Consider the following 15974-nt stretch of genomic DNA (forward strand, 5'->3'; position numbering starts at 1 on the left):
CACGCCTATCGATCAGCTGACGGCGGCGTCGCCCCAGATCGCTCGAAGGCGTTCGGGGCGGCGGCATCCGATCCGGTAGGCTTGATAGCTGGCGGCGTGGCGCTTGGCGTAGTTCTGATGCTCCTCGCCGGCTGGCCAGAACCGCTGGGCGCCGACGACTGGCGTCGTGAAGCTCTTTCTCAGCACCCGCATGGCCGCATCGCGCGAGGCGACGGCGTCCGCGCGTTGGGCCGCTGTTGCAAAGACGGCGGATCGATAGGACGGGCCCTGGTCGCAGAATTGACCATTAGGATCGGTCGGGTCGATGGTGCGCCAGTAGCGATCGACCAAGGTGCGATAGCTGACGACGCGCGGATCGAAGGTCACCTGCACCGCCTCCATATGGCCGGTGCCGCCGCGCACCACCTGCTCATAGGTCGGGTTGGCGGTATGGCCGCCGACGAAGCCGGACACGGCCGAGCGCACCCCCTGCAAGTCGTCGAAGGCCTTCTCCTCGGACCAGAAGCAGCCGCCGGCGAAGATCGCGGTCTGAAACGCCGTCTGCGCCTCGGCCCGACGGGCCAACGGCGCGCCGATCGCCAGCGCAGCGACGGTCAAGGATGCAACGGCGGCGAGGGCGGTCGTGCGAAGGGACATGGTCTCATCTCCTGTTGCAGTGACTACGACGGCGACGCCCAAACGGTTTCACCGAGAACGACTTGACCGGAACAAAACGCCAACATAGAACATTAGCAGAACATATCGGATGTCTCGGAGCCAAGGTCATGCCACGTTTGATGAGGGATATGCTGTCGCTGGCGTCGTGCGGCGGTTTCGTATGGATGGTCTGGACCGTGGCGATCAGCGTCACCGCTTGAGATCAGACGAATTAGACACTTTAGACGGTGTTTTTCGAGGACCGTCCGAAGCCAGCGATCCACAGCCGATCCGTGGGGCGACCGGTTTGCGATGGCCGCGCGCCGCCCGATATGAGACTCACGGTAGAGTAGGGCTCGTCAGCGGGCCAGGGTCGAAGAAGGCGTGAACGAGCCGGTGAACAGTCAGGGTTTTGTCCATCTGCGGGTCCGCTCGGCCTATTCGCTGCTGGAAGGCGCGATCAAGGCGGCCAAGGTCGGCAAGCTGGCGGCCGACGCCGGAATGCCGGCGGTCGGGGTGGCGGACAGGGCCAATCTGTTCGGCGCGCTGGAGTTCAGCCAGACGGCGAAGGATGCGGGCGTTCAACCGATCGTGGCCTGCGCCCTGCCGGTCTTCGGGATCGGCGGCCAGATCAACGCGCGCTGGGCCAAGGTGCCGACCGTGGTTCTGCTGGCCCAAGATACAGCCGGGTGGCTGAACCTGTGCGCCCTGTCGTCGTCCGCCTATCTGGACGCCGGAGAAATGGCCGAGCCGGGCGTGGCCTGGGAGCAGGTCGTCGCCCGCTCCGAAGGCCTGATCCTGCTGTCCGGAGGCCCGGACGGCCCGGTCGATCCGCTGTTCGCCCAAGGCAAGAAGGCCGAAGGCGCCGCTGCTCTGGCGGCGATGAAGGCGGCGTTCGGCGACCGCTTCTACGTCGAGCTGCAACGCCACGGGCTGGAGGACGAAAAGCGCGCCGAGCCGGGGCTGGTCGAATGGGCCTACGCCAACGACGTGCCGCTGGTCGCCACCAACGACGTCTATTACGCCAAGGCGGCGCAGGCGAAGTCCCACGACGCCCTGCTGTGCATCGCCGATGGCGCCTTCACCGGCCAGGAGGATCGCCGCCGCATCACCGGCGAACACTGGTTCAAGCCCGCCGCCGTCATGCGCGAGCTGTTCGCAGACCTGCCCGAGGCCTGCGACAACACCATCGACATCGCGCGTCGCTGCGCCTTCCTGGTCAATACTCACGCGCCCATCCTGCCGCGTTTCGACACCGGGGCCGGGCGCTCCGAGGCCGATGAACTGGCCCACCAGGCGCGCGAGGGGCTGAAGGTCCGCCTGACCGAGGTCACGCCGGCCGTTCCCGAAGAGGAATACTGGACCCGCCTGGAATGGGAGGTCGGGATCATCCAGCAGATGGGCTTCCCCGGCTACTTCCTCATCGTGTCGGACTTCATCAAATGGGCCAAGACCCACGGCATTCCCGTGGGGCCGGGGCGCGGCTCCGGCGCCGGCTCGCTTGTCGCCTGGTCCCTGACCATCACCGATCTGGACCCGCTGCGGTTTGGCCTGCTGTTCGAGCGGTTCCTGAACCCCGAACGCGTCTCCATGCCCGATTTCGACATCGACTTCTGCCAGGAGCGGCGCGAAGAGGTGATCGACTATGTTCAGGACCGCTACGGCAAGGACCGGGTGGCCCAGATCATCACCTTCGGCACCTTGCAGGCGCGGGCCGTGCTGCGCGACGTGGGCCGGGTGCTGCAGATGCCGCTGGGTCAGGTCGACCGGCTCTGCAAGATGGTGCCGAACAACCCGGCCGCGCCCGTCACACTGGCCCAGGCCATCGACATCGAGCCGCGCCTGAAGGAGGCGCGCGACGCCGAGCCGGCGGTGAACACCCTGCTGGAGACCGCGCTGGAACTGGAGGGGCTATACCGCAACGCCTCGACCCACGCCGCGGGGATCGTCATCGGCGACCGGCCGCTGACGGAACTGGTGCCACTGTATCAGGATCCGCGCTCCACCATTCCGGCGTCCCAGTTCAACATGAAATGGGTCGAGCCGGCTGGCTTGGTGAAGTTCGACTTCCTGGGCCTGAAGACGCTGACGGTGCTTGATCGGGCGCGCGGCTATCTCGAACGGCGCGGCGCAGCCAAGGACTGGAACAGCCTGCCGCTGGATGATGCGCGCACCTATGAGCTGATGGCCTCTGGCCAGACGGTCGGGGTGTTTCAGCTGGAATCCCAGGGCATGCGCGACACCCTGCGCAAGATGCGCTGCGGCTCCATCGAAGAGATTACCGCTCTCATTTCGCTTTATCGGCCGGGGCCGATGGAGATGATCGACACCTATATCGACCGTAAGTTCGGGCGCGCCGAGGTCGATTACCTGCACCCCAGCCTGAAAGAGGTGCTGACCGAGACCTACGGCGTCATCATCTACCAGGAACAGGTGATGAAGATCGCCCAGATCCTGGCGGGCTACAGCCTGGGCGAGGCCGACCTGCTTCGTCGGGCCATGGGCAAGAAGAAGAAGGAGGAGATGGATTTCCAGCGTCTCCGCTTCGTCAAGGGCGCCGCCGAGAAGGCCGTGCCGGAGACCCAGTCCGGCTCCATCTTCGACCTGGTCGCCAAATTCGCCGGATACGGCTTCAACAAGTCCCACGCCGCCGCCTATGCGCTGATTTCGTTCCAGACGGGTTGGCTGAAGGCCAATCAGCCGGTCGAGTTCTTTGCGGCCTCCATGAGCCTGGACTTGTCGAACACCGACAAGCTGGCGGTCTTCTATCAGGACGCCAAACGGTTCGACGTGCCGGTCCTGGCGCCCGACATCAATCGCTCGTCGGCCGACTTCGACGTGGCCTGGGACGACGACAAGGGGGCGGTGCTCTACGCCCTGGGCGCGATCCGAAACGTGGGTCTCGAGGCGATGAAACACGTCATCGAGGTGCGCGAGACGGGCGGCCGCTTCGCCGACATCTTCGACTTCCTCGAGCGCGTCGATCCGCGCAGCGTCAACAAGCGCGCGCTGGAAGGTCTGGCCAAGGCCGGCGCCTTCGACAGCATCCACCCCAACCGGCGTCAGTTGCTGGAACAGGCCGACGTTCTGATGGCCTATTGCCAGAGCGTGGCGGCCGAACGCGCCTCGTCTCAGGTGTCATTGTTTGGCGGCGACCAGGCCCATGCCGGTCGGCCGCGTCTGAAGAGCGTCGAACCCTGGGTCGGTCCGGAGCGGCTGGATCACGAACTGTCGGCGGTCGGCTTCTATCTGTCGGGCCACCCGCTGGACGAGATGACCTCAGCCCTGAAGCGCAAGCGCGTCACCTTCGTCGCCGAAGCGATTCCGCTGGCTGAGTCCGGCCACGAGGCGTTCCAGATGGCCGGCGTCGTGCGTCGCAAGCAGGAGCGGGCCAGCGCGCGGACGGGCGAGAAGTTCGCCTTCGTGACCTTCTCAGATCCGACCGGCGAGTTCGAATGCCTGTTCCCGCCCGAACAACTGCGCAAATGCCGCGAGGTGCTGGAGCCCGGCGCATCGGTGATGGTGCGGGTGCGCGCCAAGTCGTCGGAGGGGGAGGTGCGCTTCTTCGGAGACGACGCCTCGCAAATGGACAATCTGCTGGACGACGCCAACATCGGCCTTCGTATTCATGTCTCGGCCCGCAGTGCAGACGCCGAGGCGCTGAAGGCGCGGCTGGAACGCGCGCGATCGGGCGCGATCGGCAAGGGGGGAGAGGTGTCGCTGATGATCGCGGGCCTCGATCAAGGACGCGAGGTCGAGGTCAAGATTCCCGGCCGCTACCGCCTAGATGGCGCCTTGCGCGGGGCGTTGAAGTCGGCGCCGGGCGTCGTCATGCTGGAGGACGCCTAAGCCCTCTCGGATATGGTCAAGCTTTTGATTTTTCGGAACCTCACGGACGCGTGATGGGTTTGGTCAGTCCATAGGGAGACTGTTCCAATGAAATATCTCGCCATCGCCAGCGTCGCCTCGCTGGCCCTTCTCGCCGCCTGTAACCAGGGTGGCGACAGCGCCGCCCAGAACACCGGCGAAGCGGTCAACGCCACTCAGGACGCTACCTCCGGCGTCGTGGGCCAGACCTCGGCCATGACCATGGGCGCCAACACCGTCGACGGTTTCGTCACCGGCCTAGGCACCGGCAACATGTATGAGCTGGAAGCCGCCAAGATCGCCGCCGCCAAGTCCAAGAATGCGGACGTGAAGGCCCTGGCCGCCATGATCACCAAGGATCACACCGCCGCCGGCGAGAAGCTGGCCGCCGCTCAGGCGACCGCTGCGCCGAACGTCGCCATCCCCACGACGTTGGACGAACGCCGCAAGGGCCTGATCGACAATCTGAACGCCGCGACGCCGGACGACTTCGACAAGGTCTATCTGGACCAACAAGTCGCCGCCCACAACGAGACGCTGACGCTGCTGAACGGCTTTGCCGACAACACCGAAGCGCCCGCCTTGGCCACCCTAGCGCGCGAGCTTGTGACGCCCGTCACTGCACACCGCGACCGTGCCCGGACCCTGCTGGACGCGATGAAGTAAAAGCAGCCGTCGCGTTGCTGACCAAAGGCGGTCCCGAAAGGGGCCGCCTTTTTCCGCATTTGCAGGGCTGCGCTTGCTATTGCGGCCCATCCGGCCTACATGGCCCCCGCATTTCGCAACGCGGGAGAGGCGCGCTTCGGGGAGACATCCCGATCCGCACCATTCCGAGGGTCTTTCAGACCTTTAATCCCCCGCGCCACGTTTGATCGGAAAAAGGACTGAACGATCATGGCTCTGCCTGAATTCTCGATGCGCACCCTGCTTGAAGCAGGCGCCCACTTCGGCCACCAGACGCACCGCTGGAACCCGAAGATGGACCGCTACATCTTCGGCTCGCGCTCGAACATCCACATCATCGACCTGTCGCAGACGATGCCGCTGTTCCACCAGGCTCTGGTGGCCGTGCGCGAAGTCGCCGCCAAGGGCGGTCGCGTTCTGTTCGTCGGCACCAAGCGCCAGGCCGCAGAGCCGGTCGCCGAAGCCGCCAAGCGCTGCGCCCAGTACTACATGAACAACCGTTGGCTCGGCGGCACGCTGACCAACTGGCGCACCGTGTCGGGCTCGATCGCTCGTCTGCGTGAGCTGGAAGGCATTCTGGAAAACGGCGGCGAAGGCCGCGTCAAGAAAGAGCTGCTGAACCTGCAGCGCGAGAAGGACAAGCTTGAGCTGTCGCTGGGCGGCATCAAGGACATGGGTTCGATCCCGGATATCATGTTCGTGATCGACACCAACAAGGAAGCGATCGCGATCCAGGAAGCCCGCAAGCTGAACATCCCGATCATCGCCATCCTGGACACCAACTCGGACCCGGACGGCATCACCTATCCGGTCCCCGGCAACGACGACGCCGCCCGCGCCATCCAGACCTACTGCGACCTGATCGCCGACGCGGTCCTGGACGGCCTGGCCGCCGGCGCCTCGGCCTCGGGCATCGACCTGGGCGCTTCGGAAGCTCCGGTCGAGCCGATGCTGCGTGAAGCCTCGGCACCCAAGGCTGAAGCCGAAGCCGCGCCGGCTGGCACGGAAGGCGCCGCTGCCGAACTGGAAGCCGCTGCTGAGCCGGCTGCCGAAACCGAGAAGGCCGAGGGCTGATCGCCCGCCGGGCGGCGTTCGCGTTCTTGAGCGCCGCCTGACGAACTGACACACGGCCGGGCTAAATCAGTCCGGCCGTTCCCACATACGAAATCCCCCAAGGAGAAGAACATGGCCGAGATCACTGCCGCCCTCGTGAAGGAGCTTCGCGAGCGTTCGGGCGTCGGCATGATGGACTGCAAGAAGGCGCTGGTCGAAAACGACGGCAACATCGAAGCAGCGATCGACTGGCTGCGCGCCAAGGGCCTGTCGAAGGCCGCCAAGAAGGCCGACCGCGTCGCCGCTGAAGGTCTGGTCGCCGTCGCGTCGAAGGAAGACGGCAAGGGCGAAGTCGCCGCCGCCATCGAGTTCAACGCCGAAACCGACTTCGTCGCCCGCAACGAGCTGTTCCAGAACGCCGCCAAGTCGTTCGCCCAACTGGGTCTGGAGCACCATTCTGTCGAGGCCCTGCACGGCGCCGAACTGGAAGCCGGCAAGACGGTTCAGGACGAAGTGACCAACATGATCGCCACCATCGGCGAGAACATGCAACTGCGTCGCGCCGCCCGCCTGTCGGTGTCGGAAGGCGTCGTTTCGACCTACGTCCACAACGCGGTTTCGCCGGGCGTCGGCCGTATCGGCGTGCTGGTCGCCCTGGAAGGCGAGGGCGACAAGACCGCGCTTCGCGAACTGGGCCGCAAAATCGCCATGCACGTCGCCGCCACCGCGCCGCTGTCGCTGAACACCGACGACCTGGACCCCGCCGCCATCGAGAAGGAACGCACCGTTCTGACCGAAAAGGCCAAGGAAGAAGGTCGCCCGGAAGCCATGATCGCCAAGATCGTGGAAGGTCAGATCAACAAGTTCCAGAAGGACGTGGTGCTGTCCAAGCAGCCGTTCGTCATGGATCCGGACGTGACCATCGAACAACTGGTCGCCAACTCGGCCAAGGAACTGGGCTCCTCCAACCTGCACCTGGCCGGCTTCGTCCGTCTGGCGCTGGGTGAAGGCGTCGAGAAGGTCGAAGGCCCCGACTTCGCGTCGGAAGTCGCCTCCATGATGGGCGGCAACTAAAAAACATTCCCCTCATTCGTGAGGGTTTTGTATCAGAAGGGCGCGTTCGGCTTTGATGGCCGGCGCGCCTTTCGTCTATAAGAAGCCGCCTGATTCAATGGCGCCGCAGTCAAACGGACCTTCCCGCATGCCCGACGCCCCCTCGACCTTCCGCTACAAACGCGTCCTGCTGAAGGTGTCGGGAGAGGTGCTGATGGGCGACCAGTCGTTCGGCGTCGACATGAAGACCGTCGATGCGGTGGCCAAGGCCGTCGCGGACGTCGCGGCCGAGGGCGTCGAAATCTGCCTGGTCATCGGCGGCGGCAACATCTTCCGCGGTCTGTCCAAGGCGGCGGCCGGCATGGAGCGCGCCCAGGCCGACTATATGGGCATGCTGGCGACGATCATGAACGCCTTGGCCATGCAGTCGGCGCTGGAGAAGATCGGCGTCTCGACCCGCGTGCAGAGCGCCATTCCGATGGCGGCCATCGCCGAACCCTACATCCGCCGTCGCGCCCTGCGTCATCTGGAAAAGGGGCGGGTCGTGATCTTCGCCGCCGGCGTGGGCGCACCGTTCTTCACCACGGACTCGGGCGCGGCGCTACGTGCGGCGGAAATGGGCTGCGACGCGCTGCTGAAGGGTACCAGTGTGGACGGGGTCTATACCGCCGACCCGAAGAAGGATCCCGACGCGACGCGGTATGAGACGCTGTCCTATCAGGACGTGCTGGCCAAGGATCTGCGCGTCATGGACGCCTCGGCCATCGCCATGATGCGCGACACGGGCATACCGATCGTGGTCTTCTCTATTCGGGAAGACAATTCGCTGCGCCGGACCCTGACCGGCGAAGGCACGTTCACGGTCATTCAGGACGTCGCCTGAACGTTCGCCTGACCAGGAAAGACAAGAGAGACCAAGACCATGGCAAAGCCTGACCTCAAGACCTATCGCGACCGCATGGATCGCTCCGTCGCCGCACTGAAGGAAGAGTTCAGCGGTCTGCGCACCGGCCGCGCCAACGCCGGTCTACTGGAGCCCGTGCGGGTCGAAGCCTATGGCTCGGCCTCGCCCCTGACCGCAGTCGCCGCCATCAGCGTGCCCGAGCCGCGCATGATCAGCGTCAGCGTCTGGGACAAGGGCATGGTGGTCGCCGTCGAAAAGGCGATCCGCAACGCCAATCTGGGCCTGAACCCGATCGTGGACGGCCAGACCCTGCGCATTCCGGTGCCGCCTCTGACCGAGGAACGCCGTAAGGACCTGGTCAAGCTGGCCGGCAAATATGCCGAGCAGCAGAAAATCTCGGTTCGCAACGTCCGCCGCGACGCCAACGACGACCTGAAGAAGGCCGAGAAGGCCGGCGAGATCAGCCAGGACGAGCAAAAGAAGATGGAGACCGAGGTCCAGAAGGACACCGACGCGGCCATCAAGCGCATCGACGAGACCTTGAAGACCAAGGAACAAGAGATCATGCAGGTCTGAGGCGAAACGGCTGGGTCCGGAAGGGATCGCACGACAGATGACGGCAGACCGCGCCGCGCCTTCAGGCCAAAGCCCAGACAAGCAGGGTCAGGACGGCCCGCGCCACGTCGCCATCATCATGGACGGCAATGGACGCTGGGCGAAGGCGCGCGGCCTGCCGCGAGCCCTAGGCCATCGTGAGGGCGTCCAGGCGCTGAAGCGTACGATCCAGGCGGCGCCGGATCTCGGCATCGATTGCCTGACGGTGTTCGGCTTCTCGACCGAAAACTGGAGCCGGCCCGAGGACGAGGTGTCGGACCTGATGGGGCTGGTGCGGTCCTACGTCGCCAGCGATCTGGCCCGGCTGACCAAGGCCGGCGTCCGGCTGAAGATCCTGGGGCGACGCCAGGGACTGCCGGCCGATATCGCCGCCATCATCGAACGGGCCGAGGCCCAGACCGCCCATAACGACCGATTCCTGTTGCAGGTCGCCTTCAACTACGGCGGTCGCGCGGATCTGGTGGACGCGGCGCGTCGCCATATGGAGCGGGTGCTGGCGGGCGAGACGGTCGAGCCTTTCAACGAGGCGATACTGACAGCCGGGCTGGCCACGGCAGGCTCGCCGCCGCTTGACCTGATCGTGCGCACGTCGGGCGAGCAGCGACTGTCGAACTTCCTGTTGTGGGAGGCGGCCTACGCCGAGCTCGTGTTCCAGGACATTCTGTGGCCCGACTATGGCCCCAAGGCCTTGGCTGAGGCGATCTCGGCCTTTGGTCAGCGCGACCGCCGTTTCGGCGGACGCGTGATCGCGCCTGAGCGCGCGACGGCCTGATGGCGGTCAAGGGTAGGGATATCGCCCTCAGGGCTGCGTCCGCCGTCGTGCTGGCGCCCGCCGCGGTCGCTGCGACGTGGGGCGGCGGCGTGTGGTTCCTGGCCCTGATGATTGTGGCCAGCGTCGTCCTGGCGTTCGAATGGGCGGCGATGAGTGCGCCGCATGCGCGCCGCGTCATGGGCGGCGCGGTCAGCTTCGGCGTCGTGGCGGCGGTGATCAGCGCCCATTTCGGGGCCATGTCCGTCGCCTTCATCATGCTGGTGTTCGGCGCGGTCGCGGCCGGAGTCTATGCCCGCAGCCGAGGGCAGGAGGCGCTGGATGCCGCCTACGGCGTACTCTATCTCGGCTGGCCTTCGGTCCTGCTGATCTGGCTGCGCGACGTCGACAGCTTGATCGGGCTGCACTGGACCGTGCTGGTCTTCGCCGTCGCCTGGTCGGCCGACATCGTGGCCTATCTGGCGGGATCCACCTTCGGCGGACCCAAGCTGTGGCCGCGCTTCTCGCCGAACAAGACCTGGTCCGGGTTCATCGGCGGCGTTGCGGCCGGCGCGGTTGCGGGCGCCGTCATGACGGCCTGGGTCAATATGGGGGCCTTGAGCGTCGTCTGGGGGGCAGTGCTGGGCTTTGCCGCGGCCTTGGCGACCATGGCGGGCGACCTGTGGGAATCGGCGCTGAAGCGACGGTTCGGGGTCAAGGATGCGGGGAACACCATTCCGGGCCACGGCGGCCTGCTGGACCGCGTCGATGGTTTGATGTTCGCGGTCGTCGTCGTCGCGGCGGGCCGACTGATCGTCCTGATGCTGGAGCGTGGGGCGTGATCCGGCGTCGCATCACCGTGCTTGGCGCGACCGGATCGGTCGGCGCTTCCACGCTGGACCTGATGGCTCAAGCCGAGGCGACGGGCACAGGCGCGTTCGAGGTTGAGGCCCTGACGGGCGGCGCCAATATCGCCAAACTGGCAGAGCAGGCCAAACGTTGGCGGCCCAAGCTGGCCGTGACGGCGGATCCGGCGCGATTGGATGAACTGCGCGACGCCTTGTCCGGCACGGACGTCGCTGCCGCCGCCGGCGACGCCGCCGTCGTTGAGGCGGCGACGCGACCTGCCGACTGGATCATGGCGTCCATCGTCGGAGCGGCGGGTTTGAAGTCCGCCTGGGCGGCGGCGGGAACGGGCGCGACCCTGGCGCTGGCCAACAAGGAAAGCCTGGTCTGCTGCGGCCCCGCCCTGATCGAGCGGGTTAAGCGGGCAGGGGGGCGCTTGATCCCCGTCGATTCCGAGCACTCCGCCATCTTCCAGGTGTTTCCGGCCGAAGCGCCTGAGCGGGTGGCCAAGCTGATCCTCACCGCATCGGGCGGGCCTTTTCGCAAGACGCCGCGCGAGCAGATGGTCGCCATCACGCCGGAACAGGCCGTCGCCCACCCTAACTGGAGCATGGGCGCCAAGATTTCAGTCGACAGCGCCACCATGGCCAACAAGGGCCTGGAGATGATCGAGGCGGCTTATCTGTTCGATATGCCGCAGGATCGGATCGACGTCGTGGTGCACCCCGAATCGATCATCCACAGCCTTGTGGAATATGTGGATGGTTCGACGCTGGCCCAGATGGGACCGCCGGATATGCGCACGCCGATCGCCTGCGCCTTGGCCTGGCCGGACCGGATCGCGTGGCCGGCGCCCAAGTTGGATCTGGCTGCGCTGGGTCGGCTGACGTTCGAAGCGCCCGATCTGACACGCTTCCCCGCCCTCGATCTGGCGCGTCAGGCCCTGAAGGCGGGCGGCGCGACGCCCGCCGTGTTCAACGCCGCCAACGAGGTCGCCGCCTTCGCCTTCCTTGACCGCAAGCTGGCGTTTCTCAATATTGCCGCAGTCGTCGCCGAAACCCTTGAGCGTGCGACGAAAGCGGGGATGGCTTTCGGTTCTGGAGACGCCTGCGGCGCGGCCCTCTCGGTCGACGCCGAGACGCGTCGAATGGCCGAGACCGTCATCGCCGGCCTTGCGAATGCGGCCTGACAGCAGGCCAGGGGAGACGATTTTCGAATGCTGGGCGTCCTGGGTCAGGTCCTGATCTCCATCGCCTCGTTCCTGCTGGTGCTGACCTTCATCGTCACCATCCACGAACTGGGTCACTTCCTCGTCGCGCGCGCCTTTGGCGTGAAGGTGGACCGGTTCGCGGTCGGCTTCGGCAAGGCCGTGGCCAGCCGCACCGATCGTAACGGCATCGAATGGCGTCTCGGTTGGCTGCCGCTCGGCGGCTATGTGAAGTTCTCGGGCGATCTGGATGCGTCCAGCGTGCCCGACCGGGCCGGACTGGACGAACTGCGCAGCCGCGTGGTCGCCGAGCGTGGACCGGGCGCCGAGCGTGATTACTTCCACTTCAAGCCGGTGTGGCAGCGCGCCCTGATCGTCGCGGCCGGGCCCATCGCGAACTTCATCCTGGCCATCACCATCTTCGCCGTCGTCTTCATGGCCGTCGGCGTGTCCCTGCGTCCCGCGCGTGTCGCTCAGGTCCAAGCCGGATCGCCAGCCGCCGCCGCCGGTTTCCGGGTCGGCGACCTGATCACCGAGGTGAACGGCAAGGCCGTCAAGGACGGAAGCGCGGTCACCCGCACCGTGATGCTCTCGACCGGCGATCCTGTGCGTTTCACGGTCGAGCGCGCCGGGCGTCCCGTCGAACTGGTCGCGACGCCGGAACGTCGCGAGGAAAACGACCCCATCGCCGGACGCGTCAAGGTCGGCCGCATCGGCCTGGGGCTGGGCTCGTCGGCCGGCGATGTCCGCCACGTGCGCTATGGCCCTGTCGAGGCTGTCGCCGAGGGAGCGCGCCAAACGGCCGACGTCATCGGCTCGACCCTGACCTACCTCGGACGCCTGGCGACGGGCCGCGAGTCGGGCGATCAGTTCAGCGGTCCGCTGGGCATGGCCAAGGCGACGGGCTCTCTGACCACGGCCGCGGTCGAGGCCAATCCAGCGCCTGGCGCCATGGCGATCAATCTGATCCTGACGCTGACAACCTTGGCCGCCATACTTTCGATCGGAATCGGCTTTCTAAATCTGCTTCCCATTCCGGTCCTCGACGGCGGGCATCTGCTTTTCTACGGCTATGAGGCTGTGGCGAAACAGCCTGTGTCAGCGCGGTTCCAGGAGATGGGCTATCGTGCAGGCCTTGCGCTTTTGGCGGGATTTATGTTGTTCGCAACGTGGAACGACCTACAGAAGCTCAATATCTTCCAATTCCTCGGCGGGCTCGTCTCGTGAGCCGACGCCAGCCCCCGACGGTTTCCCGAATGAATGACATGACCTCTCGCGCCGCCGTTCGACTGAGCGCCCGCTCCAGCCTGCTGGCTCTGGCGGTCGCCGCCGGGCTGGGCGCACCCGCGCTGGCCCAGACCGCGCCGGTGCCGACGCCTGCTGCGCCGGCTCAAACGCCCGCCCAAACCCCCGCGCCGACGGCCGCGCCTCAGGCGGCGGCGAGCGCCGCCGAACCGCGTGTCGAGATCGCTGCGCCGCAGACGATCACGATCAACCGCATCATCGTCCAGGGCGCGCAGCGGATCGACCAGACGACGGTCCTTTCCTATCTGCCGATCCGTCCTGGTGACGCGGTAGATGCCTCGGTGCTGGACGTCGCGGTGCGCACCCTGTCGCGGACGGGCCTGTTCGCCGATGTGCAACTGGGCATCCAGAACGGCGATCTGATCGTCCAGATCGTCGAGAACCCGATCATCAACCAGGTCGTGTTCGAGGGGAACAAGGCGCTGTCGAAGGACAAGCTGACCAAGGAAGTGACCCTGGCGCCGCGCGGCATCTATACCCGCGCCAAGGTTCAGGAAGACGTCGGCGCCATCGTCGAACTGTATCGCCTGCAAGGCCGCATCTCTGCGACTGTGACGCCGAAGCTGGTCCAGCTGGAACAGAACCGCGTCGATGTGATCTTCGAGATCAATGAAGGTCCGCAGACCGGCATCAGCGCCATCAACGTGCTGGGCAACGAGGCGTTTTCGGATCGCGACGTGCGCGGCGTGATGGTCACCGAGAAGTCGACCTGGTGGAAGTTCTTCTCCAATAACGACAACTACGACCCCAACCGCCTGGAATATGATCAGGAGCAGTTGCGGAAGTTTTACACCAACCGCGGCTATTACGACTTCCGCGTGGTGTCCTCGGTCGCCGAGCTACAGCCGGACGATCAGGCGTTCCAGCTGACCCTGACGCTGAACGAAGGCGACAAGTACAACTTCGGTGAGATCAAGGTCGTCACCCAGAACGACCGGCTGAACGCCGACTTCCTCAAGGCCCTGGTGCCGATCCGGGAAGGCCAGCTGTACGAGAGCGACAAGATCGAGCAAGCGGTCGACGCCCTGACGTTCGCGGCAGGTTCGGCCGGCTATGCCTTCGTCGAGATCAATCCGACCTACAAGGCCAATCCCGAGACGGACACGGTCGATGTGACCTTCAACGTGTCCGAGGGCCAGCGCGTCTATATCGATCGCATCAATGTGGTCGGCAACACCCGCACGATCGACCCGGTAATCCGCCGCGAACTGCTGCTGACCGAGGGCGACGCCTTCAACCGCGCCCTGATGGAGCGCTCGCGCAACAACCTGCGCGCCCTGGGCTTCTTCAAGGACGTCACGGTCGAGGAAACGCGTGGCAGCGCGCCGGACCGCTCGATCATCAACGTCAATGTCCAAGAGCAACCCACCGGCGAACTGTCCGTCGGCGCGGGCTTTAGCTCCGTCGACTCCTTCACCGTCAATCTGGGCATCTCGGAGCGGAACTTCCGTGGGCGCGGCCAGAACGTGGTCGCCCGTCTGGAGTGGGGCTCGCTGCGCCAGCAGGTCGACTTCCGCTTCACGGAGCCGAAGTTCCTGGGGCGTGATCTGCGCGCCGGCTTCGACCTGTTCCACTCGCGCTACGACCTGAGCCAGTATTCGTCGTACGACTATCGCTCGACCGGCGCGGGCCTGCGTCTGTCCTATCCGTTGAACGGCAACATGCTGCTCAGCACCCGCTACTTCCTGAAGTCCGACGAGATCATTGTGCCGACCGGCTTCTGCTCGGGCGTGGGCCAAGGGTCTTCGGCGCTGTGCGACCAAATCGGCAGCTTCATCAACTCGTCGGCGGGCTACACGCTTCAGGTCAACTACACCAACGATCCGATCCGTCCGACGCGCGGTTGGGCTGGCTCGTTGCGTCAGGACCTCGCGGGTTTGGGCGGCGACGTGAACTATGTGAAGACCGAGGCTGATGCGAGCTGGTACTATGGCATCACGCCAGCCTGGGTCGTCAGTGTTCAGGGCTCGACTGGCTACGTCAACGGCTGGAACGGCGACCCGATCCGCATCAACGACCGCTTCTTCAAGGGCGGCAACAGCTTCCGCGGCTTCGAGACAGCCGGTATGGGGCCGCGCGATCTGAATACGACCGATGCCCTGGGCGGCAACTTCTACGCCATCGGCACGGTCGAGCTCACCGTGCCGAACTATCTGCCCGAGCAATACGGCATCAAGACCTCGCTGTTCGCCGATGTCGGTACGCTGGGCGTGCTGGATGACCGCTACAAGCTGACGTCCACCGGAACGGTGAACACCAATATTGCCGATGAGCTGTCGCTGCGCGCATCGGCTGGCGTCAGCATTCACTGGAAGTCGCCGATGGGTCCGATCCGCTTCGACATCTCCAAGGTCCTTTCCAAGGAAGATTACGACAAGACGGAATCCTTCCGCTTCTCGACCTCCACTCAGTTCTAATCGCGGCTTTTTCGACCGCACGAGGAAACACCATGAAAGCTCTGATCATCGCGGCGACCGCCGCTGCTTCGCTCATCGCCACCGCCGCTTCGGCGCAACAGGCCGGCGCGCCGGCCAACCCCGGCCCGGTGATCCCCGGCGTCTGCGTCTATTACAACGCGCGTCTGCTGGCCCAGTCGTCGGCCGGTCAGGCCGTCGAAGCCCGCATGCAACAGTTGGCTCAGGAAGTTCAGGGCGAATTGCAGCCTTACGCCACGTCCATCCAGTCGGACGCTCAGCAACTGCAAGCCTCGGGCTCGAGCCTGCCGGCCGACCAACTGCAACAGCGCCGTCAGGCCCTGCAGCAGCGAGCCCAAGAGGCGCAACAGCTGGAAGCCACGCGTGAAAACGAGCTGCGCTACACCCTGGGCATGCAGCGTCAGGCCATCACCGAGGCCGTCTCGCCGATCCTGACCGCCCTATATCAGGAGAAGGGCTGCGGCCTGCTGCTGGACCGCGAGAGCGTCTTCATGATGAACCCAGCCATGGATGTCACCGACCTGGCGATCCAACGCCTGAACACGGCCCTGCCGACCCTGAGCTTCAACCGTATGGCCGTGCCGGCTCAGACGCAGGCTCAACCGGCTGCCGCCAACTAAG

The 15974-nt window shown here is 65.5% G+C and carries 13 protein-coding genes; 12 read left to right on the plus strand and 1 reads right to left on the minus strand.

Annotation, left to right across the window (positions count from 1 at the left end):
* Positions 1-12 precede the first annotated feature (12 nt).
* Positions 13-636, minus strand: a complete 624-nt coding sequence (gene msrA / locus E4341_RS08660; RefSeq protein WP_165116623.1) for a peptide-methionine (S)-S-oxide reductase MsrA — start codon at positions 634-636, stop codon at positions 13-15.
* A gap of 384 nt (positions 637-1020) precedes the next feature.
* Between msrA and dnaE the strand changes: the two genes are divergently transcribed.
* The 12 genes from dnaE (at position 1021) to E4341_RS08720 (ending at position 15973) form a co-directional block, all read left to right on the plus strand.
* Complete coding sequence (gene dnaE / locus E4341_RS08665) at positions 1021-4485, plus strand: DNA polymerase III subunit alpha (RefSeq protein ID WP_165116625.1); 3465 nt, start codon at positions 1021-1023, stop codon at positions 4483-4485.
* An 87-nt stretch (positions 4486-4572) separates the two neighbouring features.
* Entirely contained in the window at positions 4573-5169 is a 597-nt protein-coding gene (locus E4341_RS08670) for a DUF4142 domain-containing protein (protein WP_055809100.1), read from the plus strand.
* Between the two features lie 228 nt (positions 5170-5397).
* On the plus strand, positions 5398-6261 hold the full coding sequence (gene rpsB / locus E4341_RS08675; RefSeq protein ID WP_017503967.1) for a 30S ribosomal protein S2: 864 nt from the start codon (positions 5398-5400) through the stop codon (positions 6259-6261).
* 111 nt (positions 6262-6372) lie between these two features.
* Complete coding sequence (tsf, locus tag E4341_RS08680; RefSeq protein WP_055753506.1) at positions 6373-7314, plus strand: translation elongation factor Ts; 942 nt, start codon at positions 6373-6375, stop codon at positions 7312-7314.
* A 127-nt stretch (positions 7315-7441) separates the two neighbouring features.
* Complete coding sequence (gene pyrH, locus E4341_RS08685) at positions 7442-8176, plus strand: UMP kinase (protein ID WP_045811327.1); 735 nt, start codon at positions 7442-7444, stop codon at positions 8174-8176.
* Between the two features lie 39 nt (positions 8177-8215).
* Entirely contained in the window at positions 8216-8773 is a 558-nt protein-coding gene (gene frr, locus E4341_RS08690; RefSeq protein ID WP_055809105.1) for a ribosome recycling factor, read from the plus strand.
* Positions 8774-8891: 118 nt separating this feature from the next.
* On the plus strand, positions 8892-9584 hold the full coding sequence (gene uppS / locus E4341_RS08695; protein WP_233156567.1) for a polyprenyl diphosphate synthase: 693 nt from the start codon (positions 8892-8894) through the stop codon (positions 9582-9584).
* Positions 9584-10402, plus strand: coding sequence for a phosphatidate cytidylyltransferase (locus tag E4341_RS08700; RefSeq protein ID WP_039247425.1), 819 nt, complete (start codon positions 9584-9586; stop codon positions 10400-10402). The genes uppS and E4341_RS08700 overlap by 1 nt, the downstream gene beginning before the upstream one ends.
* Complete coding sequence (gene dxr / locus E4341_RS08705; RefSeq protein ID WP_165116629.1) at positions 10399-11595, plus strand: 1-deoxy-D-xylulose-5-phosphate reductoisomerase; 1197 nt, start codon at positions 10399-10401, stop codon at positions 11593-11595. The genes E4341_RS08700 and dxr overlap by 4 nt, the downstream gene beginning before the upstream one ends.
* Before the next feature lie 27 nt (positions 11596-11622).
* Positions 11623-12840 (plus strand): RIP metalloprotease, encoded by a 1218-nt coding sequence (locus tag E4341_RS08710; protein ID WP_165116631.1) that lies wholly within the window; start codon positions 11623-11625, stop codon positions 12838-12840.
* Between the two features lie 29 nt (positions 12841-12869).
* Complete coding sequence (bamA, locus tag E4341_RS08715; RefSeq protein ID WP_165116633.1) at positions 12870-15335, plus strand: outer membrane protein assembly factor BamA; 2466 nt, start codon at positions 12870-12872, stop codon at positions 15333-15335.
* A gap of 32 nt (positions 15336-15367) precedes the next feature.
* Entirely contained in the window at positions 15368-15973 is a 606-nt protein-coding gene (locus tag E4341_RS08720; RefSeq protein ID WP_055753512.1) for an OmpH family outer membrane protein, read from the plus strand.
* Position 15974: the final 1 nt, after the last annotated feature.

It is taken from the genome of Brevundimonas sp. 'scallop' (assembly GCF_011045535.1).
Taxonomy (GTDB): Bacteria; Pseudomonadota; Alphaproteobacteria; order Caulobacterales; family Caulobacteraceae; genus Brevundimonas; species Brevundimonas vesicularis.

What these genes read in the sequence shown, in the direction of transcription:
- msrA (WP_165116623.1), bottom strand. Translation starts at nt 636, where the DNA reads ATGTCCCTTCGCACGACCGCCCTCGCCGCCGTTGCATCCTTGACCGTC.
- E4341_RS08670 (WP_055809100.1), top strand. Translation starts at nt 4,573, where the DNA reads ATGAAATATCTCGCCATCGCCAGCGTCGCCTCGCTGGCCCTTCTCGCC.
- rpsB (WP_017503967.1), top strand. Translation starts at nt 5,398, where the DNA reads ATGGCTCTGCCTGAATTCTCGATGCGCACCCTGCTTGAAGCAGGCGCC.
- tsf (WP_055753506.1), top strand. Translation starts at nt 6,373, where the DNA reads ATGGCCGAGATCACTGCCGCCCTCGTGAAGGAGCTTCGCGAGCGTTCG.
- pyrH (WP_045811327.1), top strand. Translation starts at nt 7,442, where the DNA reads ATGCCCGACGCCCCCTCGACCTTCCGCTACAAACGCGTCCTGCTGAAG.
- frr (WP_055809105.1), top strand. Translation starts at nt 8,216, where the DNA reads ATGGCAAAGCCTGACCTCAAGACCTATCGCGACCGCATGGATCGCTCC.
- uppS (WP_233156567.1), top strand. Translation starts at nt 8,892, where the DNA reads ATGGACGGCAATGGACGCTGGGCGAAGGCGCGCGGCCTGCCGCGAGCC.
- E4341_RS08700 (WP_039247425.1), top strand. Translation starts at nt 9,584, where the DNA reads ATGGCGGTCAAGGGTAGGGATATCGCCCTCAGGGCTGCGTCCGCCGTC.
- E4341_RS08710 (WP_165116631.1), top strand. Translation starts at nt 11,623, where the DNA reads ATGCTGGGCGTCCTGGGTCAGGTCCTGATCTCCATCGCCTCGTTCCTG.
- bamA (WP_165116633.1), top strand. Translation starts at nt 12,870, where the DNA reads ATGAATGACATGACCTCTCGCGCCGCCGTTCGACTGAGCGCCCGCTCC.
- E4341_RS08720 (WP_055753512.1), top strand. Translation starts at nt 15,368, where the DNA reads ATGAAAGCTCTGATCATCGCGGCGACCGCCGCTGCTTCGCTCATCGCC.